Source organism: Heliomicrobium sulfidophilum, assembly GCF_057715735.1.
Genome location: NZ_JBVTZZ010000005.1, coordinates 1,364,639 through 1,387,314, shown reverse-complemented (window position 1 = coordinate 1,387,314; position 22,676 = coordinate 1,364,639). Strand labels below are relative to the sequence as shown.

Sequence of the window (22,676 nt, the reverse complement as noted above, 5' to 3'; positions counted from 1 at the left end):
ATTCTTTTCCCACAAAGGCGACAGAAAGGGGAGAATGACCATAAACGCGCCTGTCAACGGCATCTCTAGAATCTAAGAAAAGGTCATAAGAGAAACCGCCCCTTGCCGATCCACCGTTTGGATCGTGCAAGGGGCGGTTCTTTTCACTCAGGCTGCTTCCCGGAGCACGCTCAGGGAAACCTTTTAGTACGACGCCAGTCGCTTGTACATCTCGTACCGTTCCTTAGCGTCCTGCTCCATCTTGCCGAAGAGCAGTTCCGCCTGTTCGGGATAGGAACGGCAGAGGGCGTTGAAGCGGACTTCGCTCATGATGAAGTCGCGGAAGGGCTCGGAGGGCTCCTTCGATTCGAGGAGGAAGGGGTTCTTGCCTTCTTCCTTGAGCTCGGGGTTGAAGCGGTAGAGGTGCCAGTAGCCGGACTTGACGGCGCGGGCCATCTCGATCTGGCTGTTGGCCATGCCGGACTTGAGACCGTGATTGATGCAAGAGGCATAAGCGATGATCAGGGAGGGCCCTTTATAGGCTTCCGCTTCCTTGATGGCCTTGATGGTCTGGTTCATGTCGGCGCCCATGGCGATCTGGGCAACATAGACGTAGCCGTAGGACATGGCCATCATACCGAGGTCTTTTTTCTTCGTCCGCTTGCCGGCGGCAGCGAACTTGGCGATGGCGGAGAGCGGCGTCGCTTTCGAGGACTGCCCGCCGGTATTGGAGTAGACTTCCGTATCCATGACGAGGATGTTCACGTCTTCGCCGGAGGCGAGCACATGGTCGAGGCCGCCGAAGCCGATGTCATAAGCCCAGCCGTCACCGCCGAAGATCCACTGGGACTTCTTGATCAGGTAGTCCTTGCGGTCAGCGATTTCAGCGAGCAGCGGGTTCGTCTGGCCTTCCAGCAGGGGCAGGATTTTGGCCGTCGCCTGCTTGGAGGCTTCGGCGTCGTCCATGCCGACGAGCCACTCGTTGAAGGCGGCCTTGAGAGCGGCGTCGATGTCCTGGGTCAGGGCTTCGCGGACCAGGTCGGCCAGTTTGGCGCGGATCTTGCTGACGCCCAGGTGCATGCCGTAGCCGAACTCGGCGTTGTCCTCAAAGAGGGAGTTGGCCCAGGCCGGCCCTTTGCCTTCTTTGTTGGTGCAGTAGGGCATCGAGGGCGCGCTACCACCCCAGATGGAGGAACAGCCGGTGGCGTTGGCGATGATCATGCGGTCGCCGAAGAGCTGGGTGATCAGCTTGACATAGGGCGTTTCGCCGCAACCGGCGCAGGCGCCAGAGAATTCGAGCAGGGGCTGGGCGAACTGGCTGCCCTTGATGGAGTCGAGCTTGAAGAGGTTGTCCTTGATGGTGAGGGTAGTGGCGAAGTCCCAGTTAGGCTGCTGGACGGCGACCTGGCTGTCCAGTTCCTTCATGGTCAGCGCCTTCTGCTTGGCCGGGCAGGTGTTGACGCAGACGCCGCAGCCTTGGCAGTCGAGAGGAGTGACCTGCAAGCGGTAGGTCAGGCCTTCGAACTGCTTGCCGCCGATGGCCTTGATGGTTTCGAAGGCAGCCGGCGCTTTGGCCTGTTCTTCGGCGTCGAGCAGGAAGGGACGGATGGCGGCGTGGGGGCAGACGAAGGAACACTGGTTGCACTGGATGCAGTTTTCCTTGATCCACTCAGGGACGAAAGCGGCGACGCCGCGCTTTTCGTAGCGGGACGTTTCCACGGGGAAGGTGCCGTCAGCCGCGTCGGCAAAGGCGCTGACCGGCAGCTTGTCGCCCTGGAGGGCGTTCATGGGCTGGAGGATTTTTTCGATGAAGGCCGGCACTTCTTTGGCGGCGGCGGCTTCATCGGCGGCTTCCGCCCAGGAAGCAGGCACGTCGATCTTGACGAGCGCTTCGATGCCCTGGTCGACAGCGGCGGCGTTCATGGCGACGATGGACTCGCCTTTTTTGCCGTAGGCCTTTTTGATCCCGTCTTTCAGGTACTGGACCGCTTCTTCAATGGGGATGACGTTGGCCAGCTTGAAGAAGGCCGACTGCATAACCATGTTGGTCCGGTTGCCGAGACCCAGCTTTTTGGCGATGTGGACGGCGTCGATGATGTAGAAGCGGATCTGCTTCTCCGCGATGGTCCGCTTGATGCGGGCCGGCAGCTTCTCTTCCAATTCTTCCGGCGACCAGACGGTGTTGAGCAGGAAGGCGCCGCCTTCTTTGAGGCCTGCCAGCAGGTCGTAGTTGTAGACGTAGGACTGGTTGGAGCAGGAGATGAAGTCGGCGTTATGGATCAGATAGGGCGACTTGATCGGCTTGTGGCCGAAGCGCAGGTGGGAGACGGTGACGCCGCCGGACTTCTTCGAGTCATAGGCGAAGTAGGCCTGGGCGTACATGTCGGTGTGGTCGCCGATGATCTCGACAGCCTGCTTATTCGCGCCGACGGTGCCGTCAGAGCCGAGACCCCAGAATTTGCACTGGATGGTGCCTTCGGGGGAGGCGTCGATGAAGCCGCCCGTGGGCAGGGACAGGAAGGTGACGTCGTCGACGATGCCGATGGTGAAGCCGTTTTTCGGCTCATCGGCCTTGAGGTTGTCGAAGACGGCCTTGATGTCGGCGGGGAGCACCTCTTTGGAGCCGAGGCCGTAGCGGCCGCCGACGATGACGGGCTTGCAAGCGGCGTCGTAGAAGAGGGTGCGCACGTCTTCGTAGAGGGGTTCGCCGAGGGAGCCCGGCTCCTTGCAGCGGTCGAGGACGGCGATCTTCTTGACCGTCTCAGGCAGGACGTCGAAGAAGTACTTGGCCGAGAAGGGCTTATAAAGACGGACCTTGATCAGGCCGACCTTTTCGCCCCGGGCCAGGAGATAGTCGATGGTCTCTTCAATGGTCTCGCAAGCGGAGCCCATGGCGACGATGACGCGCTCGGCATCAGGTGCGCCGTAGTAGTTGAAGGGCAGGTACTCACGACCGGTAAGTTTGCTGATCTCCTTCATATATGCGGCCACGATGTCCGCGACGCCCTCATAGTAGGGGTTGCAGGCTTCTTTCGCCTGGAAGAAGATGTCGGGGTTCTGGGCGGTGCCGCGGACGCTCGGGTGTTCCGGGTTGAGGCCGCGCTTGCGGAAGGCCCGGATGGCTTCGTAGTCGACAAGCTTGGCGAAATCGGCGTAATCGATGGTCTCGATCTTCTGCATCTCATGGGAGGTGCGGAAGCCATCGAAGAAGTGCAGGAAGGGCACGCGGGACTTAATAGCCGCCAGGTGGGCGATGCCGCCGAGGTCCATGACCTCTTGGACGCCGCCGGAGGCCAGCATAGCCCAGCCGGTCTGCCGGCAGGCCATCACATCGGAGTGGTCGCCGAAAATGCTCAGGGCGTGTCCGGCAAGGGCGCGAGCCGACACGTGCATGACGCCCGGCAGGAGCTCGCCGGAGATTTTATACATGTTGGGGATCATGAGCAGCAGACCTTGGGAGGCGGTGTATGTAGTCGTCAGCGAACCCGCCGTCAGCGCGCCGTGGACAGCACCAGCAGCGCCACCTTCGGATTGCAGTTCGGCAACCGTCACCGTCTGACCGAAGATGTTCTTTTTGCCTTGGGCGCTCCACTCGTCGACATACTCCGCCATGGTGGACGAGGGTGTGATGGGGTAGATGGCGGCGCACTCCGTGAACGCGTAGGAGACATAGGCGGCAGCCTTGTTCCCGTCCATCGTTTGCATGACCTTGGACAAGCGTAACGCTCCCCTTTCAGATTGAATATTCGAATATATCGAATATTGGAGCAATTCTAAATTGCCCGCTATTCGACTCAGGAGAGATATTTATTCGACACCCGACTTTTTCCTCCTTCTTTTTTGCGCAAAAAAAGAGAGGTTTGTTCAAATAAAATCCGGATCTATCCGACGCCCGCCGGGATTCCCAAAAAAATTATAACGAAAGGGTAGCATTATGGCAAGCGTTCACAAGATCATGAAATATTTCAACATTATCAGGAGCACCATGCCGGGAATGCCCAAGAAACCAGCGATGAGCGCACTGACCGGATTCAAAGGCAAGGCCAGGCCAAAAGACGCCCCCAGCAGGTTCGTGCCTCCCAGCATGAGCACCCCCAGCAGGGAGTTGAAGGCCAACGTAAACAGCCAGCGCATGGGCCGCCAAAAGAAGTGACCGGCTACCATGAGCAGCAGCACGCTGACGCCGATGAGGACCATCTGTTCTGTCGTCAGGTTCACCGTTTTTCATCCCCTTTCTCCCGATGTAGCGTAAACCCGCGCCGGTGTATCTACGCAGGGTTCTCCCACTACCCAATCTACGCTTGTCCCGCCATTTCAGAACAAACAGGAGAGAAAAGGAAAAACAGAAACCGGCCCCAGGCGCTCGTTCCGCCTTAGACCGGTTTCTAGGAAACTATAGCTCGCGACGGCCTTCCATCGCCCGGAGTAATGTCACCTGATCGGCGTACTCCAGGTCGCCGCCTACCGGCAGGCCGTGAGCGATGCGCGTCACCTTGACGCCCATGGGCTTGATCAAACGGGCCAGGTAAGCGGCTGTCGCTTCCCCTTCGACGGTGGGGTTGGTGGCGACAATCACTTCCTTTAATACGGGATCGGCGAGGCGCGCCATCAGTTGGCTGATCCGGAGTTGCTCCGGCCCGATGCCCTCGATGGGCGACAATGCGCCGTGGAGCACATGGTAATGACCGCGGTATTCCCGCGTCTTTTCGACGGCCACCACGTCGCGAGGCTCTTCAACGACACAGATGACGCTGCGGTCCCGGTTCGCGTCGCCGCAGACGCGACAGGGATCCCGATCGGTCAGGTTCGTGCAGACGGAGCAGTAGAGGGTCTTGTCATGGGCCTCCACGATCGCCTTGGCAAGGGCGACAGCCTCGCTCCGCGGAACATGGAGCAGGTGAAAAGCGAGCCGCTGGGCCGTTTTGGGCCCGACGCCCGGCAGTTTGGACAGTTCCTCGATCAGCCGTCCGACCGGTTCCGCGTAGTAGAGCATCGGTTAGAACATTCCAGGAATCTTCAGACCGCCTGTGACCTTGGACATTTCCTGGCTGACCATCTCTTGGGCCTTGCGCAGCGCCTCGTTGACAACCGTCAGGATCAGATCCTGGAGCATTTCCACGTCATCGGGATCGATAGCTTCCGGCGCAATGGTGATGGACAGGATCTCGTTTTTCCCGTTGGCGACCACCTTGATCGCCCCGCCGCCCCCGGTGGCATCGACGGTGCGTTCGGCCAGTTCCTCCTGGAGTTTGGCCATATCCTGTTGCATCTTTTGCACTTGTTTCATCATCTTTTGCATGTCGCCCATTTTTCCGAACATCGGCAAATCCCCCTCCCAGCGTTTGGCGTCAGTAGTTTACCACAATTCAACAGCAATATAAAGCGCCGGACCGCAAAAAATAACACTGCCGCGCAAACCGGTCCCGGTCTCGCGGCAGTGTTACCGACTGGGTACTAAAATAAATACCCCTCCCCTTGTTATCTCGGCGCAGGTTGCATCAACGCGAACAGCAGCCCCGTGATGGCAACGGCCAGGAGGACAAGGTCCGTGTTAATCCACGAGGTCATGGTACTCCCTCCCTTCCTGTGGTATTCCGGTGCTTTCGGTGGCGCGTCTCCTGGTGTCATCCGGTACTACAGGATATGCTCGCGTTAATTTTTTGTTAAGCATTTTAAGATTATGTGAAGTATAGTGGATTCATACCCCCCTGTCAATGTTTTCCCCCGAGGTTTTTTCCTCCTTTTCTTGCGTATTTTCGCCCCTTTTCGCGCACATTAGAGGGACCTGGGAAAGATGATACGAGAAGACGCTCAAATCAAGCCACTACAACCAACAACAAAGAAGATGATGGAGGTAATGATCGGATGAGCGGTCGTGAAAACGGAAAAATCACCCCGGACGATAAGAAGTTGGCGTTGGAACTGAAGGAGGGCCTCAATCCCGACGATTTCGAGGAAACGCCCGATGTGGCGCGGGGACCGGTCGTTTCCGGCTCTCCCGAGATGATCGTCGGCGAAAAAGGCGAAGAAAGAACCCCCTCCTGATGGGGCATGCTAAGCCGGGGGTGGTGTGATGCAGCGACGCCTGTTGGCTCGCTTGATTCCCATGGGGTTCCGGGGGTATATCATGTACAACTTGGCCCGCCTGGGAATCCGCTGGACCATGCGCAACCGCCGCTGGTTGCAGTTCCGGTAACTCCACTCCGTCGGGCTCCACAGAAAAAGGCCGGGGGCGATTTCGCCTCCCGGCCTTTTTCTATGAACACTAGCGTTATTCGAGCCCATCGAGGGTGTCGTCATCGACCACTTCCACGGTCAGTTCAGGGTTTTGGAAAAAATCTTTAATAAAGGTTGGATTCGCATATTCGGGGGTCGTTCCTGCTGCCTTGACCGGCGATTCCGGCAAAGGTGCCCCTTGCCGTTGCCGCGGTTCCGCTTTGGCCGTCCACTGGCCTTCCAGACAAAGCTGGATCAGCACCGTCCTGTGCAAGACCTTGGAGAACTCCTCCTTGAGGGCGTTGATCACATCGGATAGCTTGGGATCGTTCGGTTGATTGTAGAGCTTATTGTTATGAACGAGAATGATCCGGTTCTGTTCGACGCCGGCCAGACGCGTCTGTCCCCGCAAGATAGATCGCTTCAAGGGGGAGATGCGCTCCAGCGATGCCGCAAGCACATCGGGCCAGCAGGCGTTGACCTGGTCAAAATCCAGGGGCGGGCCAACTGGCCTCGCCGCTTCTCCCTTCGGTTCTTCGGCAATGCCAGGCGGGGTTCTTCTCTCCCTCGCCATTCCGAACCGTTCAGGCGGTTGAGGCTCCCCCGGCCGTCCATCGTGCCCATCCCCAGCGCCGCTTCCCCGGCTCTCGATAAACTCCCGCAGCTTCGCTTCTAGGCTCTCCACCCGCCGCCGGAGGGCGCGCATCTCCATTTCGGTCGAACCGCCAGCAGCCGGCGGCGCCGAAGAAGGCGCAGCCGCCGCACCGGCAGCCCCATTCCCCCACTCCCGGCGGGCGATGCGGACAAAGGCGACTTCCAGGAGGATGCGCGGATGGGTCGTCCACTTCATGTCATTTTCAGCTTGGCTCAATAGACCGATGCAAGCCTGCAATTCCTCGGCGCTGTAGACATGGCCCGTCTCCTTGACCCGGGCGGCGATATCCTCCGGCATGGCCGCCAGATCGGCCGCGCCGGGCACCGTCCGCAGGATCAACCGGTCCCGGTAATGCTCGATCAGATCGCGCGTCAGCGGTCGCACCTCTTTGCCCCGGTTGATCAGATCATTGAGTTGCATCAGCACATCGGAGAGCCTGTTTTCCGCCAACCCCTGAGTCATCTCATAGAGCAGTTCATCGGCGACAGCGCCCAGGATGGCCGTTACATCGCCGCTGTTGATCCCGTTGCCGGCATAGGAGACGCACTGATCAAGGATGCCCAAGGCGTCCCGCATGCCACCCTCCGCCTTGCGGGCGATAAAAGACAGCGTCTCGCGGGACGCCTCGATCCCGTGATGACGGCAGATCCGCTCCAGTCGGTCGACGATCTCATGGATGCCAAGGCGGCGAAAGTCGAAGCGCTGGCACCGGGAGAGGATGGTGGCCGGGATCTTGTGCACCTCGGTCGTGGCCAGCACAAAGATCACATTCGTCGGCGGCTCCTCCAGCGTCTTCAACAAAGCGTTGAAGGCCTCCGTCGTCAGCATGTGCACCTCGTCGATGATGTAGACCTTGTAGATCCCCTCCTGGGGCGCATACTTGACCTGTTCCCGCAGTTCCCGGATCTCGTCGACGCCCCGGTTCGACGCTGCGTCGATCTCCAGCACGTCATGGGAAGCGCCCGTGTTGATGGCACGGCAGTTGGGACATTCGTTGCAAGGTCTTACCGGCCCATCGCTGCTGCAGTTTAACGCCTTGGCCAGGATCTTGGCCGTTGTCGTCTTCCCCGTTCCCCGGGGGCCGCAGAAGAGATAGGCATGGGCGATCCGCTGGTAGGCGATGGCGTTCTGCAAGGTCCGGCTCACATGTTCCTGGCCGACCAGTTCCTGAAAACTCTGGGGTCGCCACTCCCGGTACAGCGCCAGATAGGCCATGACACCCTCCACATCTCCGCCGAAGCACCGAAGCGCACGGCTGGCATTACGCTCAAATACAGAAAAAAGATGGCTTACACCATCTTTTTTTACCGATAGGACTGTAAAATATAATTATGGCCGTGCACCCGACTTCGAACGCTGGCTTCCGGGCGTTACCCCTGTAGTTAACTCAGACCAGGCTACCCTGCGGCACCCGAAAGGGCCTACTTACCGTTGCTTCCTCCCGGACCTGGCGGGGTTCGTAGGTTTCCGTTGCGCAGGACCCAATCTTCAACGTCACTTGCAGAAGCCAGACCCCACAAGTCAGGCCCTCAAGTCGGGCATCCACCCCGCTATAGCGGATTGCGGGTGACAAGGCACCGCTAACGCCCCGTGTAGCACGACCAATCTTGACATAGAAAAGGCAACCGTGGTCACATCAGGAACCGGTCACCGGATGGTTGCTGGCGGAGAGAGAGGGATTCGAACCCTCGAGACAGGTTTTGCCCGCCTACACGATTTCCAATCGTGCGCCTTCGACCAACTCGGCCATCTCTCCGTAGGTCTACATAAAAATAGTATATCGATGGGGTAGACAAAAGTAAAGCGGAATCCGGTGGGAAGCCACCCATCTGACACCAGGTTTCAGGGACTGTCTCAACAGCCATCTTCCCCAATGCCTGCCAGAGGCCCGGGCCATGTTCACTTTAATAAGCTTTAATATAATACCCCAAAGTGCCCGCAATGTCAATCTGAAAAGTTTTCCTGCCAAGTGTCCTCTACGCCTCCTTGAGTCTAACCACCTGCCAGACACCGACGGGAACATGCACGTAACCGGAATCGAGACCCTGTTCCCCGAAAGCGGAGCACCCCCAACAGCCAGCGCCGGGATCTGCAACAGGGACTGACGGGGCATCAATCCCCCGTCCAGCTTGCCATCGCCGATGAACTGATCCTGGATATACAACGCTCCCGTAAAGAGGCAATTGAACAGCGCGAAGGCCCCCATGAAGTATTCCACGATGCCGATGACTTCCTCCCGGTTGCGGCAGTATTCTCAATTTTTTGTTACACTCTGGTCAAAATTTAGCAAAATTCAACGCTTCCCCTTTTCCTCTCCCCTTGTTCACTGCTATCATCAGTATTAATACACAATTGTGACAACAAAGGGCTGCTTCTCTTATCCTCCATGTTGGAAAGCCCCTGTCACCTGTTGTCCGGGATATCTGCCGGGAGGATAAATGCCATGGTCAAACTGGACAAGCCGGAAGAATTGAAAAAACTCATCATCGGACATGCCGCCTTCGGGATACTGATCATTGGCATCCTGATCGCCCTGGTCAGTATCCTTCCTTTTTACTTTCACTTGCAGAGCGACTCGGAGCAGCGATTGGCTGCGGCTGTCCATTCTCGAACCATGGTGGTGGAACAGTTTTTATCGCGCGGCCGCGAGATCGCTCTCCAGGTGACCAGCCGCAGTCAGATCAAAAAAAGTCTCGCCGCGTACAACCGCGGTGAGATCAGCCGCCAGGAATTGGCGACGTATACGGGAGATCGGCTGAAAGAAGCCTTAAACCCAGAGGCCGGCGTCATTGGCATCACCCGTTTCGATAAGAACGGTGAACCGGTCGTCAAGGTGGGCGTCCCATTGCCGGATGGTTACCCCTGTGTCGCGGAAAGCGACAGCAGCACTCCCGCCATCCATGGCCCTGAGCTCATCCAAGGCGCCCCTGCCTTGCTCGTCAGCGCGCCCATCATCGACACGACGGGCGAAAGGCTGGGACGCGATACAGTCATCTTCCGGTTGGGGGAGTTGAACCGGCTGATCGAAGACAGATCTGGACTCGGCGAGACAGGAGAAGTGCTGATCGCTTGCGTTCAAGAGGGACAGGGAAAGTGGATTTTTTCCTCTCACCGAGATGCGGCTCATCAGGCAGGTCTTTTCCACGGCAGCGCTGACTTGGCCGCCCCACCCTTCCCGCTCGACGTAAAGAATCCCATCGGAACATCGCTTGCGAAAGCCGCCCAAGGGCAGAGCGGCGTCTTCAATCCCCATTGGATTGGGGCGCCCCGTGAGATCATCGCCTACAGCCCTATCCCCGACACCTGTTGGACCATGCTGGTCTGCATGAGTTCCAATGAGTTTTATGGGCCGATCCGGGTGCAGATCACCCTGTTCGCAGGTATCATTTTCAGTTTGATCATCCTCGGCGTCCTGGGCGTGTCCTTCCTCCTGCGCCCCTTGGCCGGCAAGATCATCGTTCAGACGAGTGAAATGGAAACCGAGATCCGGCGCAAAACAATGGCGTTGGAAAGAGAACTAGAGGAGCGCCGGCAGATGCAGGCGGCTTTGGTCCAGGCCAAAGAGGAGGCAGACGTGGCCAACCGCGCCAAGAGCGCTTTTCTGGCCAACATGAGCCATGAGATCCGCACCCCGATGAATGCGATCATCGGCATGGCCGACCTGCTCTGGGAGACGCCGCTCAACGAGGAGCAAAAAAAGTTCGTCCACATCTTTCGCGACGCCGGCAACAACCTCTTGTCGCTGATCAACGACATCCTTGACCTTTCCAAAATCGAATCCGGCACACAGGTCCTGCAATCGGTCGAATTCTACCTCGATACACTGATCGACGATACGCTCACCCTGTTCACTGCCCCTGCCCAGGAAAAGGATCTCGCCTTGACGGTGTGTCTGGCCGATGGTGTCCCCCGCTTCCTGCTAGGCGATCCAGGCGTTCTCCGGCAGGTGCTCTTCAACCTCCTCGGCAACGCCATCAAGTTCACCGAGACAGGCGCTGTCTCCCTCTCCGTCGACGTCGATAACCCCGGCGAGAGTCAGCGAATCGGAGCAGAAGCACCTGATGTAACCCTGCGCTTTTCCGTCATCGATACCGGCATCGGCATCCCCCTGGAATTGCAGGGCGATATCTTCGAAAGCTTTACCCAAGGTGACGCTTCATTGACGCGCCGCTTCGGCGGAACCGGTCTCGGCCTCGCCATCTGCAAACGGCTCGTCGAACTGCTGGGCGGGCAGATCCGGGTCGAGAGCGAACCGGGGAAAGGCAGCGCCTTCCTCTTCACCGCTCGCTTCATCGCTCTCCCTCTCCCCCCTAAGCTGCTCCCTCAACCACACCGTGACCAGTTCCCCGCTGGTACCGGGCAAGGGGCTTATAACCAGCCGGCAGGAGGAAGTAAACCCGCCACAGTCTCGGAAGTAGCGGTAAGCATGGAAGCGGCAGTAACTCTTGCCCACGGGGATCCATGGGGCGTTCCTCACCAACTCATGACCGAGACCATCGATATCCTGCTCGTCGAGGACTCGCCGGTCAACGTCCTGCTTGTGCAACTCTATCTCAAAGGATCCCCCTACCGGCTCGATGTGGCCGAAAACGGGGAAAGGGCCGTCGCCATGTTTATCGAAAAGCCCTACCTCCTTGTGCTGATGGATATCTCCATGCCTGTGATGGACGGCTATCAAGCCACCCGGGAAATCCGCCGCGTCGAAGCGAAACGGGGAAGCCCCCCGGTCCCCATCATCGCCTTGACGGCCAGCGTGTTTCCAGAGGACCACGAACGCTGCCGCGAAGCCGGGTGCGACCTCCTGCTCGAAAAGCCGGTCAAAAAACAGCGGTTGGTAGAACTGTTGGAACAACACTGCAGCGCCTCCTGAGGGAAAATCACATCTTCTCCGATTGGATACAGGCGTACAAAGCAAAAGCAGCGGGCTGTTGGCAGGCAGCCCGCTGCTTTTGTCTGTTATGCCGTGTCGGCCGTTCGGAAGACCAGAGCGATCAGCTCATCAAAATGTTCGAGGGTGATGGCCACCAGCCGAGGATCAAACTGGGTGCCGGCGTGCCTGCGCAGTTCCTCCTGGATGAGCCCAGGCAACAACCCCTTTCGGTAGGGGCGATCGCTGGCCATGGCCTCGATAGCGTCGGCAATGGCGATCACCCGGCTGGCCAGGGGAATCTCTTCGCCCTGAAGCCCCAGGGGATAGCCCTTGCCATCGTAGCGTTCATGATGGTAATGGACGATATCGGCCACCTTCCGGAACATCCCGATCGGACGCAGCAACTCCGCCCCCAGCGCCGAGTGGCTCTTCATCTCTTCGAATTCGGCGGCGTTCAACGGGCCGGGTTTTTGCAGGATGCTTTCTCGGATGCCGATCTTGCCCACGTCATGGAGCAACCCAGCGATGCCGATCGTCTCGATGTCCCCCTCAGGAAGCCCCGCCTGTCGCGCAATCGCCCGCGCCAGCAGCATCACCTGCTCGGAATGGCCGCCCGTATAGGCATCGCGCATATCGATGGCGCGGGAAAGGGTGCGGATCATCTGCCAGAAGGCGCTGTCGAGCGACGCATAAGCATTGGCGCTGTTCAGGGATACGGAGACGGCCTGGGCCATCTCCATCAGCCGCCCCAACGTCTTGTCCGTATAAAACCCGGCTTCCCGGCTGCTGACGATAATCGCCCCTACGGCCTTCTCGCCGGCCATCAGGGGAACATACACGACAGAATGATACCCTAAGACGAGCAGTTCCTCTTCCTGCGGCGTCAAGTCCTGCCGGCTTAAATCAGCGCAGATCCGCGGCCGGCCCTCGGCCGCCACCTCGAGCAAGCGCGTCTGTTCGTGGGGAACTGAATCAGACAGGACGTCCGCTCCCTGCGACTCCCAGATATATAAATCGGCCGACTTCTTGCCCTCTTCCCAGACAGCGATCGAAACGGCATCGGCCGGCACACGGACCTGGATGTGAGAGATGATCGTCTTGATCACCTCGTCGCGGCGCGCATTTTGCGCCATCACGCTCCGAAAGATCTGGTCCAGCGCCTCCAGCGTCTCCACCTTTTCGGCCAGACTGGCCGTGGCTTTGCGGATCTCCTCCTGAAGTGACGCCTGGTGATCGGCCACCGCCGCCGCCATCTGGTTAAAGGCGACCGCCAGGGCAGCCGTTTCCTCCGTCCCTGCCTCAGGGACGCGGACCGCCCGGTCTCCGTCCGCCATGCGGCGAGCCGCCTCGCGCAGCCGCACCAGCGGGAGCGTCAGCCGCCGGCTCAGCCAGGCGGCGAAGGCCACAGCGGCAGTCGAAACCAGGCAGGCGACAGCGACTGAATAACCGAACCGTTGTTTCTGCTGTTTCCGCAGATCAGTCATCCGCACGGCAATCTCGACGGCACCCAGGTTTTTATCGAGTTCCAACACAGGAACCTGTTCGATCAACACATCGGACACATAGAAAATCTTTTCCCGCTGTGTCACGATCTGGCCGTTGGCGTCAAGGACGCGCACATACTGGATATTCGGCTGGTTCAACAACGCCCAGGCCAGGGAATTGATCCGCTCCACATCGCCCTTGACAATATCCGGACCGACGGCGCTCGCCAACAGGTTGGCGCCGGCCAGCGCCTCATTGCGCAACGCCTCTTCCAACTGCGCCTCTTCCGTCCGTGTAAAGTGCCCAGCCATCACCAGAATCCCGGCGAGGCTCAAGGTCGTCAAGGCGAGCCAGAAGCGAAAGGCCGTCCCTTTGATGCCTGCCACGGACATCTCACCTCTCCCAAGCAAATCCCCCACCAGACAGGAACCGTATGCCAACCCACGGACAACTCCTTAAAGGCTTTTTTCCTCACTCCAATGGATCAACTGCTTGGCCCGTTGGTCCCAAGCCATCCCTTTCACTTGTTCTACTTCCTCGGCAGATTTCTCCTGGCTCCAATCACTGGGGAGCCGCTTCAGGAGTTGAAGGATGTCCTCATGGGTCTCTCCTACGAAAATGATATCCTTAAAGCGCAAGGCGCTCGGCAATGCCGTCGAAAGAACCGGTTTCCCCGTAGCCATATACTCGTAAAGCTTCAAGGGATCGGACGCCAGGGAGTGCGGTTCATAATTCCTCGGCAACAACAAAATATCAAATTGATATAAAAAGTGCGGCACCCTCTCATAAGGGATAGAATCGATGAACCGGATCCGGGGATGCTGCTGCAACCGGGCCAAGGTGTCTGCTGACAGCGCCTCCTGAAAAACAGGTCCGACGAGCGCTACAGCGCCGGAACTCAGGCTGTCGGCGATCTTCAAGATGAGTTTAAAATCAATCCAACTGGTCAAAGCGCCGACGAAGCCGATGATGGGCCTTTCCAACCCCTGCAACGCTGCGATTGGCGTTGCATACTCGCTCCGATAGGCAAATCGGTCGACATCAAGGCCGTTGGGAAGCAGCCTGATCTCCTTTCGAGCATTCGTCGAATACTTCTCCACCAGATAAGGTGAGACGGCAGTGACCACAGTCGCTTTCTCCAAGAGCGCTCGAAAACAGCTTTCCAGCATCGCCTTTTCATCGGCAGCAATGCCGGGAAAACCGAGGTTGTCATCCAATATGTCAAAGGCCATCCACTTCGGCGCCAGGGCGACCATTGTTTCATAAGATTGCCGGATGCCGCCCGATGACAGGTATAAGAGGGTCTCTTGTCGCCATCCCTCTCCCAAGAGTCTCGTAATCAAGGCGGTCAACCGTTTAAGGATCCATGAACGCTTCATCTTGCCGAGACCGAAAGAGGATGGAACCTTCTCCAGCGGCGGGGTGCAGACGGTTATCCCGCCATCGTCACAACAGGACCAATCCAGATGAAGGGGCTGATTTTCACGAACAGCCCGCTGAAAGCCGACACTGGGATTGATAAAAATCACTCTTTTACCGCTGAAGGCCCTCGTCATGGACCGCATGGTGTCACTGATCGTTTTCTCATGCCACGGATAAGGATACATAGCCAATACAATGACGTTCGTAATCTCCATAACTTCTCCCTTCAGAGTTTGGCTGCGCCATTAACTCTTTACTTTTATACCTATCCGCCTCCCTTTCCTCCTTTGAATAGGAATATACCCAAAAAACAAATCAGGGAGTCGCCCCCCTGATTTGTCGATACTTATGTCATTTCTTGCCTTGATTATGGCTTTGCCGAACGGCCAAAGAGGATTAGTGCATTGGAAAACTAGTCTTTCAACACAAAGTAGAAAGGAATGTGGAGGAACAGGAAGAAAAAGGCCAGGATGTGGGCGACGTTAAAAGTCGGGCTGTACATTTCCATTAAAAGTACACCTCCTTTTTTTCCACATTTTTCCTAAACCCCGGTCAAGAGTTTCCCCCTGATCAGAGCTCGGCTATATATAGTTTAACGTATTCGACGCATTTTTGGTTATTCCTTTTTTGAAAAAAAATTAAACAAACATGGCGCTTCGCTGCAGTGAAGCGCCTTTTCTCGCATCGGCGATAGTGTTCCTGGCTCGGGCTCGGTCTTCACGGTCCATCTGCCGACAGAGGAAGAGCCCCTTTTCCAGGGCCTGTGAAGCGAATGGTCAGTTCCACCACCTCGGCGCGGCTACCCACACGCAGGGGCGGTCCCCAGGTACCGAAGCCGGATGATACGACGGCGCTCATCGCCCCCCTCGTCGAAAGGCCCCCGTCGTTCTCATAGAGTCGGCCAGTGATCAGGCTGCCGGGGAACAATTGGCCACGGTGGGTGTGGCCCGAGACCTGCACATCGACACCTTGGGCCTCGGCCTCTTCTAAACGAAAAGGCTGGTGGTCCATGAGCAACACCGGTTGGGCGCGGTTGACGCCGTCCATCAGATCGCCCAGGTCCTTGCGCGGTTCACCCACAAACCGCGCTCGCGAGAGGTCGTCGCGGCCGACGAGGGTGATGGCGTCGGCGATCCGGACCGTCTCGTCGCGGAGCACATGCACCCCTGCCTCTTCGAGACGCGCGAAAATCTCGTCCCACTGGCCGCCGATGTACTCATGGTTGCCGGGCACGGCGTAGATCCCCAGCGGCGGCTTCAACCGGCTGAAGGTCTTTTGCATCTCCTGTTCGGCAAAAGCGCCGGGATCCTCATCGATCACATCGCCTGGCATGAGCACCAGGTCCGGTTCCATCGCCTGCACCAGTTCCACCATCCGAGCAAGCCGCCCGTTGTTGACGAGCAGGCCCAGGTGCAGGTCGGAGACGACGGCCACCTTCATCTCCTTGATGTCGCCGGCGTCCTTGGCGATGGTCACCTCGTAGCGCGCCACCTGCGGATCGCGGGCGTTCCAGACGCCGTAAGCGACGATCGCCGTGATCAAGCCGACAGCGACAACGCCGACCCGAGCTGCCATCTGGGGATCGGTCAGCCAACCCTGAGGCAAAAAGGGCAGGAGGCGGTTCAAGCCGAGCACCAGTTCGATCGCTGCAAGCAAGAGGACGATATAGATCAGCGCTCCCAGCCAGTACGCCCCAAGTCGGATCATCGCTTCGGTGAGCAGCGCAGGCAGTCTCCCCTCTGTCATCCGTCCCAGTGGATAGGCGACTGCCAGAAAGAGGAAGACCCCCCAGTAGTACCATGCCTGTCCCGCAGGCACCCAATGACCGAAGGCCTGCCATCCCCGAAGACCGATCCAGTAGTGGATCAATCCATACAACAATAAGATGAAGACTAATGCTGCAAGGAACCTCATCAATGTCCCCCCATCGCGCTGCGGCGGTTATGTTCACATAACACCCTACCACGGCGCCGCCTGACGCGCAAGCTTTGCCCCAGAGCGGCAGCCACGAGAAGGCGCCAGGGAGAGTGATTGGAAGACGGGACAGGACCGGATCGCAGCTTAGCCCACTTGAACAGGAATATCCGTTGGTCCCCTTCCGGTCGACAAATCGCCTACACGACTATATCTGAAAAGGGCGTAAGCAAGATTTGGGTTCAGCCCCTGGACGGAACGGGCATCATACAGAACGCTCCAAAAATCTAGCGAGGTGAATCGATTGATAAGCCAACAGCCGCCTACGCAGAGACGGTTGCACTAGCCCTTGAAACTGCATGATATGCGATCGTCAGGGAAAGCTATCGCCAATATTGTAGATGAAGGACTGTTGCGTATGGTCACAGATGCGATGCTTCTCGAAGCTAGGCTGACTTTTAACAAACTCTCGCTGCAACACTACCTGCAAGCCGAAATCTTTTCCGCTGGCTGGTTCTTTATCATCGGTTTGCTCACCGTCTTCTACTTCACCTGGTGGAAACTGCTGGACAAACAACGGATCATGGAGATCCTGCTCTTTGGCTCCTTTATGGCCGTTACCAACGCATTGATGGACAATGTGGGCACCAGTCTGGGCTTATGGATATACTATACACGCCTTTTGCCACTCAGCCCTGGCCCCTTCCCCATCGACTACACCGTCGTCCCCATTCTCTATATGCTGGCCTATCAGTACACAAAGACGTGGAAATCCTTCCTATTCGGATCCAGCCTGGCTGGGTTGCTCTTGAACGGAGTGATCTTTCCGTTCATGGTGTTTATTAATATCAAACGCCACTACAATTTTCCGCTCTACATCTACTTTTTAATGGGCCTTGTGGCGAGCGTTTTATCCCGCTATCTCATCCAGTTGATCATCCAATACCAGTTCAAAGCAGAGGGTATTAAAAACTCCTCGCCCCTGCTCAGCCCGGCTTTGGTTCCGTCGAGAAGGCTGGTGGATGGAGATTATGATCACAACGAAGGCCGGGATAAAGCATGAGCCATCACGGCTTCTCAAAATGACCTGCTGAGAGAAGCAATGCCGCATTGCCACCGCAAGGACGAAGGGGCTTGAAGGAGCCCTTTCTGTCCTTTTTTAACTTTTGTAACCATGTCCACATCCATTGACGGATGTGCTCGCAAGGCATAAAATCAAGTTATCACAATATACAAATATTCGGATATGTAGACGTATGAAAATCTCGCCGTTTCCAAGCATCAGCTTTTAGATTCTTTGATTTTTTCACCCATGGGAGGTCCCCATGCAAAACGATTTCCGGCAGTATGCCAAACGAGCTGAACTGCTCAAAGCGCTGGCCCACCCAGTCCGCCTCTGCCTCCTGCGCGGTTTGATGCAGAAAGGCGATTGCAACGTGTCCCATATGCAACACTGCTTGGACTTACCCCAGTCGACCATCTCCATGCACCTGCAAAAGCTGCGCGCCGCTGGTGTCGTAGAGGCAGACCGAAAGGGCCAGGAAGTGAACTACCGCATCGCCAGTGACCCGATCCGCGCGTTGCTGTCCTGTCTCTTTGTCACAGAGACTGAATAAAGCAAACAAAAATCATGACGAAGGAGCGGTATGCATGAGCAGAAAAGTCGTCATCGTTGGCGGTGTCGCCGGCGGGGCGTCCACAGCGGCCCGTTTGCGCCGGCTTGACGAGCAGGCGGAGATCATCCTCTTGGAACGAGACGGCTACATTTCCTTTGCCAACTGCGGCCTGCCCTATTATATCGGCGAGACCATCGTCGAACGTTCCCAGTTGATCCTGCAAACGCCGCAGATGATGCTCGACCGGTTCAATATTGACGCACGGTTGCACAACGAGGTCGTGTCCATCGACAGTGAGCAGAAAAAAGTGACCGTCAAGAGCGCCGACCGGGGCGTCTATGAAGAGACCTATGATACGCTCGTCCTCTCGCCGGGGGCGAAGCCCTTCGTACCGCCCATCGCCGGCGTGCAGAGCGACAAGATCTTCACGGTGCGGAACATCCCCGACGCCGACCGGATCAAAGCTGTCGTCGATCAACAAGCGGTGAAGGCGGCCGTTGTCATCGGCGGCGGCTTTATCGGCGTCGAGATGGCGGAAAACCTGGTGGATCGGGGGATCGCTGTCACGCTGGTCGAGGCGGCGCCCCATATCCTGCCGCCCTTTGACATCGACATGGTCACCCTCGCCGAGAAGGAATTGGCCGATCACGGCGTGCGGGTGATCGTCGGTGACGGGGTCGAGCGCTTTGCCGAGTTCCCAGACCGAAGCGGCATCGAAGTCACCCTGAAAAGCGGCGCCCGCCTATGCGCCGGTATGGTCATCCTCGCCATCGGCGTCAAGCCCGATGTCGATTTTCTGAAAGACTCGGGACTGCGCTTCGGCCCCCGCGGCCATATCATTGTCAATGAGCGCATGCAGACCCATCTGGAAAACGTCTATGCCGTCGGCGACGCCATCCAAGTCGTCGATTTCGTCAACGGCAGCGAGACGGCCATCCCCCTGGCCGGTCCCGCCAACAAACAAGGCCGCATCGCTGCCGACAACATCTGCGGCATCGACAGCCGCTTCCGCGGCTCCCAGGGCACGTCGATCATCAAGATCTTCGGCTTGACCGGCGCGGTGACGGGAAACAACGAGGGCACCCTCCGCCGGCTCGGCGTCGATTACCGCGTCGTCCACGTCCATCCCAACTCCCACGCCTCTTACTACCCTGGCGCGTCGCCGATCGCCCTGAAGGTGATCTTCAATGAACAGGGAAAGGTGCTCGGCGCCCAGGCCTTCGGCTATGACGGCGTCGACAAGCGCATCGATGTCATCGCCACGGTCATCCGCATGGGCGGGACCATCGACGACCTGAAGGAACTGGAACTCGCCTATGCGCCGCCCTACTCGTCGGCCAAAGACCCTGTCAACATGGCGGGCTACCTCGCCGAGAACGTGCTGGCCGGCCGGGCAGACCTCTTCGCCAGCAGCGATATTGATGGTATGGACCGGGAGAAGGCCGTGCTGCTCGACGTGCGCACCGACCTGGAGTTCGAAACCGGCCACATCGACGGCGCGATTCATATCCCTCTCGACGAACTGCGGCCTCGCCTGGGCGAACTGGACCCCAGCAAGGAATACTGGATTTACTGCAAAGTGGGCTTCCGGGGATACCTGGCGGAGCGGATATTGAAGCAACGGGGTTATCGGGCGAGGAACCTGTCTGGGGGCTATCTGTCCTATGCGTTGGCTCGTTATCAGGCGGGAGGTGAACTGCCGAATTCGTTACAAGGCGGTGGCAGGTGCTGCAGCGCTGTCGCAAAATCCACCACTCAAGGTAAATAGGATCAAGGATAAGAAGCCCGGAAGGACTTTCCGCAAAGAGAAAGCACCTTCCGGGCTTTTCAACAAAGGAGTCAACGACCATGCTGCGGCCGATGACTTTTCCCACTCCGTCGGAGGAAGTACCCTTCATCACCGGAGTTGCTCTTGTTTTCAATTTTCGTCTTTCACGAAGATTTCGTGCTTTCGCAGTTTTAGTTGTGCAGCGCGTAGACACAGGCATTATGGAGCACCTTCAAGCCGGCTTTTTCCGCCGCCTCAACGGCCTCCGGGCTATCGGCCCCCGGTTGAAACCAGACATAGGCGATGCCAAGGGCTTTGCTCTCATCGACCAGCTTCCGGCTCACCTCCGGAGGCGTCACCAGGTTGATCACCTGCGGCGTCTCGGGCAGGTCTTTCAGTTCCGGGTAGGTCGGATCGCCGTCCACCTCTTTGACCGCTTTGTTGAGGGCGTAAACGGTGTATCCCTTCTGCTTCAGCTTGCGGTAAATCTTGTAGGCCCATTTTTCTTCGTTCCGGAATGAGCCGGCCACCACCCAGACTTTCTGCTCCAGCATGGACGTTATCAGGTCTTCCATCGGGCACGCCTCCTTTTCGCTGGGTACTGCTTCTTAATCATAACAGAAATAATATCTTCATTTAAAAATCTTTTACTCCCTTCACCCCCTTTTTTGCTTGCCAGATTTCACAACGGTGACGACAAATCGGCAACAAGGCGATCGCGCGCATACGCATACCGCCATTTTCAGGTTGTAGGCAGCCACCCCCTTGACGACGAACCCCCCCGGGTCTATATTAACAATGTGAATATTAACATTGAGAATATCCGAATTCTCGGGAGCATCTCTGCCAGGAAGGGAGTATTGGACCTTGAAAGGTCAAGACGTGATCCTTGGTGTTCTCCACGAATCGCCTATGTCCGGCTATGACATCAAACAATATTTTGAAAAATACCTGCCCGACATGTTTGTCGCCTCCTTCGGCACCATTTATCCCACATTAACCCGGATGGAGAAGGAAGGGTATATCGAGAAGGAGATCATCGTCCAGGATGGAAAGCCGAACAAGAATGTCTACCACCTCACCGAAAAAGGAAAAGAAGCCTTCCATGCCTACATACAGAGCCCGCTCGAACCGAAAACCATCAAATACGACTTCATGATGCGCCTGATCTTCGGCAAACAGGCGTCAAAAGAACAAGTCACTCTGTGGCTCACCCAAGAGTTGGCACAATTTAGAGAAGATCTGACAAAACTGAAAAACCTAGAACAAGAACCTTGTGTTTGCACAGGTGAATCTTATGCACTGCGAATCGGATTGGCTCTGCAACAAGCCGGTGTCGCCGAACTGGAGAACATCCTTTCTGAACTGCAAGCCACAGACGACAATAAAGCACACTCTGATGCAGAAAGGGAGACATCATGGTAAATCGTCCTATGCTCCGAACAGCCGCTCTGTTGGCATCCGTCGCGCTCATGCTCACCGGATGCGGGAAAAGCGACACGCCGGAAAGCACGATCCGCAGCGTCGAGGTCATCACAGCCGCCACGAGCAGCCAGCAACTGAACAGCGAATTTTCAGGAACCTTGCAAGGCCTCGAGGAAGCCACTTTATCTTTTGAGGTGGGCGGCCGCATCGCAGCGACGCTCGTCAAAGAAGGCGACAACATCCTCGCTGGCAGCGTCCTGGCCCAGATTGATCCCTCCGACTACGCCCTGGAACTGGACGCAGCCGCAGCGGCGGCGGCCCAGTCGGGCGCCAGCTTGCGCCAGGTCGAAAACGGCGCCACCTCCTATGAGATCAAACAGGCCCAGGCCACCATGGAAAAAGCTAAGGCGAACCTGGACCGGTCGAAGGCCGACTATGAACGCTACAAGGTGCTCTATGAGAGCGGCGCCCTGTCGAAGAAGGATTTTGAGAGCGCCCAGACCCAGTTGACCGTCGCCGAGAACGATTTTACATACGCCGAACAGGTCTACCAGAACGTCCTCCACGGCGCGCGCGAAGAGGTGCGCGACCAGACTCAGGCGGTCTATGAACAGTCCCTGTCGCGGCAGAAAAAAGCGGCCCTGACCCTGGACAAGACGCGGCTGAAAGCGCCCTTCTCCGGGACGGTCATCGCCAAACTGACCAACGCCGGTCAACTCGTCGGCGCCGGAACGGCCATCTACAAGATCGCCGCCATCGATACATTGAAAGTCGTCATCCCCGTGCCTGACCGGGAGATCCGCGACTGGCAGAAGGATGGGACCGTCACCGTCGAGCTTTACGGCCAAAAGCGAGAAGGCAAAGTCAAGTACATCTACCCCGCCGCCAGCCAGAACACGGGGACCGTCGGCGTGGAGATCTGGATCGACAACCCGAACCATGACTGGCTGGCCGGCCAGGTCGTCCGCGTCCACCATGTCAGCAAGGTGAAAGAAGGCCTCTGGGCGCCGGTCCAATCGGTCGTCCGCCGCGGCCAGGACAAACCCTATGTTTTCGTGATGCAAGAGGGCCGCGCCGTCAAGCGGTTCGTTGACATCGGCGATCTGATCAACAACTACCTGGAGATCAAGTCGGGCATCCAGCCGGGCGATCCGATCATCACCAGCAGCGTCGAGCGACTCTTCGACGGCGACGCCGTCGCCCCGCTCGCTGCCCCGGCGCCAGGTCCTGCTACCGCCTCCGCAACTCAACATGGCGCCTCTCCAGCAGCGCAAAGCGACGCCTCCATAAGCCCAGGCTCCTCCTCCACAAGCGGAGGCCAGTGAC

The 22,676-nt window shown here is 57.7% G+C and carries 16 protein-coding genes, 1 tRNA gene, 1 other RNA gene and 1 pseudogene; 8 read left to right on the top strand and 11 right to left on the bottom strand.

Annotated elements, in window-relative coordinates; all coding sequences use genetic code 11:
* Positions 1 to 183: 183 nt before the first annotated feature.
* From nifJ to AC0CW1_RS12220, 4 genes are all read right to left on the bottom strand, one after another.
* Positions 184 to 3,684, bottom strand: coding sequence for a pyruvate:ferredoxin (flavodoxin) oxidoreductase (gene nifJ, locus AC0CW1_RS12235; RefSeq protein WP_488184149.1), 3,501 nt, complete (start codon positions 3,682 to 3,684; stop codon positions 184 to 186).
* Between the two features lie 240 nt (positions 3,685 to 3,924).
* Entirely contained in the window at positions 3,925 to 4,197 is a 273-nt protein-coding gene (locus AC0CW1_RS12230) for a pro-sigmaK processing inhibitor BofA family protein (RefSeq protein WP_488183315.1), read from the bottom strand.
* A 175-nt stretch (positions 4,198 to 4,372) separates the two neighbouring features.
* On the bottom strand, positions 4,373 to 4,972 hold the full coding sequence (gene recR / locus AC0CW1_RS12225; RefSeq protein ID WP_488183314.1) for a recombination mediator RecR: 600 nt from the start codon (positions 4,970 to 4,972) through the stop codon (positions 4,373 to 4,375).
* Between the two features lie 3 nt (positions 4,973 to 4,975).
* The gene (locus tag AC0CW1_RS12220) at positions 4,976 to 5,299 is read right to left on the bottom strand and encodes a YbaB/EbfC family nucleoid-associated protein (protein WP_488183313.1); all 324 of its coding nucleotides are present in this window, start codon (positions 5,297 to 5,299) and stop codon (positions 4,976 to 4,978) included.
* A gap of 545 nt (positions 5,300 to 5,844) precedes the next feature.
* On the opposite strand from AC0CW1_RS12220, the gene AC0CW1_RS12215 reads away from it, so the two are divergent.
* Together AC0CW1_RS12215 and AC0CW1_RS12210 are read left to right on the top strand one after the other, a co-directional pair.
* Positions 5,845 to 6,024, top strand: a complete 180-nt coding sequence (locus tag AC0CW1_RS12215; protein ID WP_488183312.1) for a hypothetical protein — start codon at positions 5,845 to 5,847, stop codon at positions 6,022 to 6,024.
* Between the two features lie 28 nt (positions 6,025 to 6,052).
* The gene (locus AC0CW1_RS12210) at positions 6,053 to 6,175 is read left to right on the top strand and encodes a hypothetical protein (protein ID WP_012282267.1); all 123 of its coding nucleotides are present in this window, start codon (positions 6,053 to 6,055) and stop codon (positions 6,173 to 6,175) included.
* A gap of 75 nt (positions 6,176 to 6,250) precedes the next feature.
* On the opposite strand, the gene dnaX is transcribed toward AC0CW1_RS12210, so the two are convergent.
* The 3 genes from dnaX to AC0CW1_RS12195 all read right to left on the bottom strand — a co-directional run bounded on the left by dnaX (position 6,251) and on the right by AC0CW1_RS12195 (position 8,606).
* Positions 6,251 to 8,065: a DNA polymerase III subunit gamma/tau gene (dnaX, locus tag AC0CW1_RS12205; RefSeq protein ID WP_488183311.1), complete on the bottom strand. Its 1,815-nt coding sequence runs from the start codon at positions 8,063 to 8,065 to the stop codon at positions 6,251 to 6,253.
* 120 nt (positions 8,066 to 8,185) lie between these two features.
* Positions 8,186 to 8,451: signal recognition particle sRNA large type (gene ffs, locus AC0CW1_RS12200), an RNA gene on the bottom strand.
* Between the two features lie 61 nt (positions 8,452 to 8,512).
* A tRNA-Ser gene (locus AC0CW1_RS12195) sits at positions 8,513 to 8,606 on the bottom strand.
* Positions 8,607 to 9,293: 687 nt separating this feature from the next.
* On the opposite strand from AC0CW1_RS12195, the gene AC0CW1_RS12190 reads away from it, so the two are divergent.
* Positions 9,294 to 11,720, top strand: coding sequence for a hybrid sensor histidine kinase/response regulator (locus tag AC0CW1_RS12190; RefSeq protein ID WP_488183310.1), 2,427 nt, complete (start codon positions 9,294 to 9,296; stop codon positions 11,718 to 11,720).
* A gap of 86 nt (positions 11,721 to 11,806) precedes the next feature.
* On the opposite strand, the gene AC0CW1_RS12185 is transcribed toward AC0CW1_RS12190, so the two are convergent.
* The 3 genes from AC0CW1_RS12185 to AC0CW1_RS12175 all read right to left on the bottom strand — a co-directional run bounded on the left by AC0CW1_RS12185 (position 11,807) and on the right by AC0CW1_RS12175 (position 16,541).
* The gene (locus tag AC0CW1_RS12185) at positions 11,807 to 13,591 is read right to left on the bottom strand and encodes an HD domain-containing phosphohydrolase (protein WP_488183309.1); all 1,785 of its coding nucleotides are present in this window, start codon (positions 13,589 to 13,591) and stop codon (positions 11,807 to 11,809) included.
* Positions 13,592 to 13,660: 69 nt separating this feature from the next.
* Positions 13,661 to 14,842 carry a glycosyltransferase gene (locus AC0CW1_RS12180; RefSeq protein ID WP_488183308.1) on the bottom strand — a complete coding sequence of 394 codons (1,182 nt, stop codon included), beginning with the start codon at positions 14,840 to 14,842 and terminating at the stop codon, positions 13,661 to 13,663.
* Positions 14,843 to 15,344: 502 nt separating this feature from the next.
* Positions 15,345 to 16,541 carry a metallophosphoesterase gene (locus tag AC0CW1_RS12175; RefSeq protein WP_488183307.1) on the bottom strand — a complete coding sequence of 399 codons (1,197 nt, stop codon included), beginning with the start codon at positions 16,539 to 16,541 and terminating at the stop codon, positions 15,345 to 15,347.
* A 349-nt stretch (positions 16,542 to 16,890) separates the two neighbouring features.
* On the opposite strand from AC0CW1_RS12175, the gene AC0CW1_RS12170 reads away from it, so the two are divergent.
* The 3 genes and pseudogenes from AC0CW1_RS12170 to AC0CW1_RS12160 all read left to right on the top strand — a co-directional run.
* Positions 16,891 to 17,604: a CBO0543 family protein gene (locus AC0CW1_RS12170; RefSeq protein WP_488183306.1), complete on the top strand. Its 714-nt coding sequence runs from the start codon at positions 16,891 to 16,893 to the stop codon at positions 17,602 to 17,604.
* Positions 17,605 to 17,866: 262 nt separating this feature from the next.
* Complete coding sequence (locus tag AC0CW1_RS12165; protein ID WP_488183305.1) at positions 17,867 to 18,157, top strand: ArsR/SmtB family transcription factor; 291 nt, start codon at positions 17,867 to 17,869, stop codon at positions 18,155 to 18,157.
* A gap of 34 nt (positions 18,158 to 18,191) precedes the next feature.
* A pseudogene (locus AC0CW1_RS12160) lies at positions 18,192 to 19,838 on the top strand (FAD-dependent oxidoreductase); the annotation flags it as partial.
* 278 nt (positions 19,839 to 20,116) lie between these two features.
* Here AC0CW1_RS12160 and AC0CW1_RS12155 read toward each other — a convergent pair.
* Positions 20,117 to 20,500 (bottom strand): CoA-binding protein, encoded by a 384-nt coding sequence (locus tag AC0CW1_RS12155; RefSeq protein ID WP_488183304.1) that lies wholly within the window; start codon positions 20,498 to 20,500, stop codon positions 20,117 to 20,119.
* A gap of 292 nt (positions 20,501 to 20,792) precedes the next feature.
* On the opposite strand from AC0CW1_RS12155, the gene AC0CW1_RS12150 reads away from it, so the two are divergent.
* Both AC0CW1_RS12150 and AC0CW1_RS12145 read left to right on the top strand, forming a co-directional pair.
* Positions 20,793 to 21,350 carry a PadR family transcriptional regulator gene (locus tag AC0CW1_RS12150; protein ID WP_488183303.1) on the top strand — a complete coding sequence of 186 codons (558 nt, stop codon included), beginning with the start codon at positions 20,793 to 20,795 and terminating at the stop codon, positions 21,348 to 21,350.
* A complete protein-coding gene (locus AC0CW1_RS12145) occupies positions 21,344 to 22,675 on the top strand; it encodes an efflux RND transporter periplasmic adaptor subunit (RefSeq protein ID WP_488183302.1) in 1,332 nt (443 codons plus the stop codon). The genes AC0CW1_RS12150 and AC0CW1_RS12145 overlap by 7 nt, the downstream gene beginning before the upstream one ends.
* The last annotated feature ends 1 nt before the right edge of the window (position 22,676 follow it).

Coding starts and splice junctions, on each gene's coding strand:
- AC0CW1_RS12180 (WP_488183308.1), bottom strand. CDS start 14,842: ATGGAGATTACGAACGTCATTGTATTGGCTATGTATCCTTATCCGTGG.
- recR (WP_488183314.1), bottom strand. CDS start 4,972: ATGCTCTACTACGCGGAACCGGTCGGACGGCTGATCGAGGAACTGTCC.
- nifJ (WP_488184149.1), bottom strand. CDS start 3,684: ATGCAAACGATGGACGGGAACAAGGCTGCCGCCTATGTCTCCTACGCG.
- AC0CW1_RS12190 (WP_488183310.1), top strand. CDS start 9,294: ATGGTCAAACTGGACAAGCCGGAAGAATTGAAAAAACTCATCATCGGA.
- AC0CW1_RS12210 (WP_012282267.1), top strand. CDS start 6,053: ATGCAGCGACGCCTGTTGGCTCGCTTGATTCCCATGGGGTTCCGGGGG.
- AC0CW1_RS12155 (WP_488183304.1), bottom strand. CDS start 20,500: ATGGAAGACCTGATAACGTCCATGCTGGAGCAGAAAGTCTGGGTGGTG.
- dnaX (WP_488183311.1), bottom strand. CDS start 8,065: ATGGCCTATCTGGCGCTGTACCGGGAGTGGCGACCCCAGAGTTTTCAG.
- AC0CW1_RS12145 (WP_488183302.1), top strand. CDS start 21,344: ATGGTAAATCGTCCTATGCTCCGAACAGCCGCTCTGTTGGCATCCGTC.
- AC0CW1_RS12175 (WP_488183307.1), bottom strand. CDS start 16,541: ATGAGGTTCCTTGCAGCATTAGTCTTCATCTTATTGTTGTATGGATTG.
- AC0CW1_RS12165 (WP_488183305.1), top strand. CDS start 17,867: ATGCAAAACGATTTCCGGCAGTATGCCAAACGAGCTGAACTGCTCAAA.
- AC0CW1_RS12215 (WP_488183312.1), top strand. CDS start 5,845: ATGAGCGGTCGTGAAAACGGAAAAATCACCCCGGACGATAAGAAGTTG.
- AC0CW1_RS12220 (WP_488183313.1), bottom strand. CDS start 5,299: ATGTTCGGAAAAATGGGCGACATGCAAAAGATGATGAAACAAGTGCAA.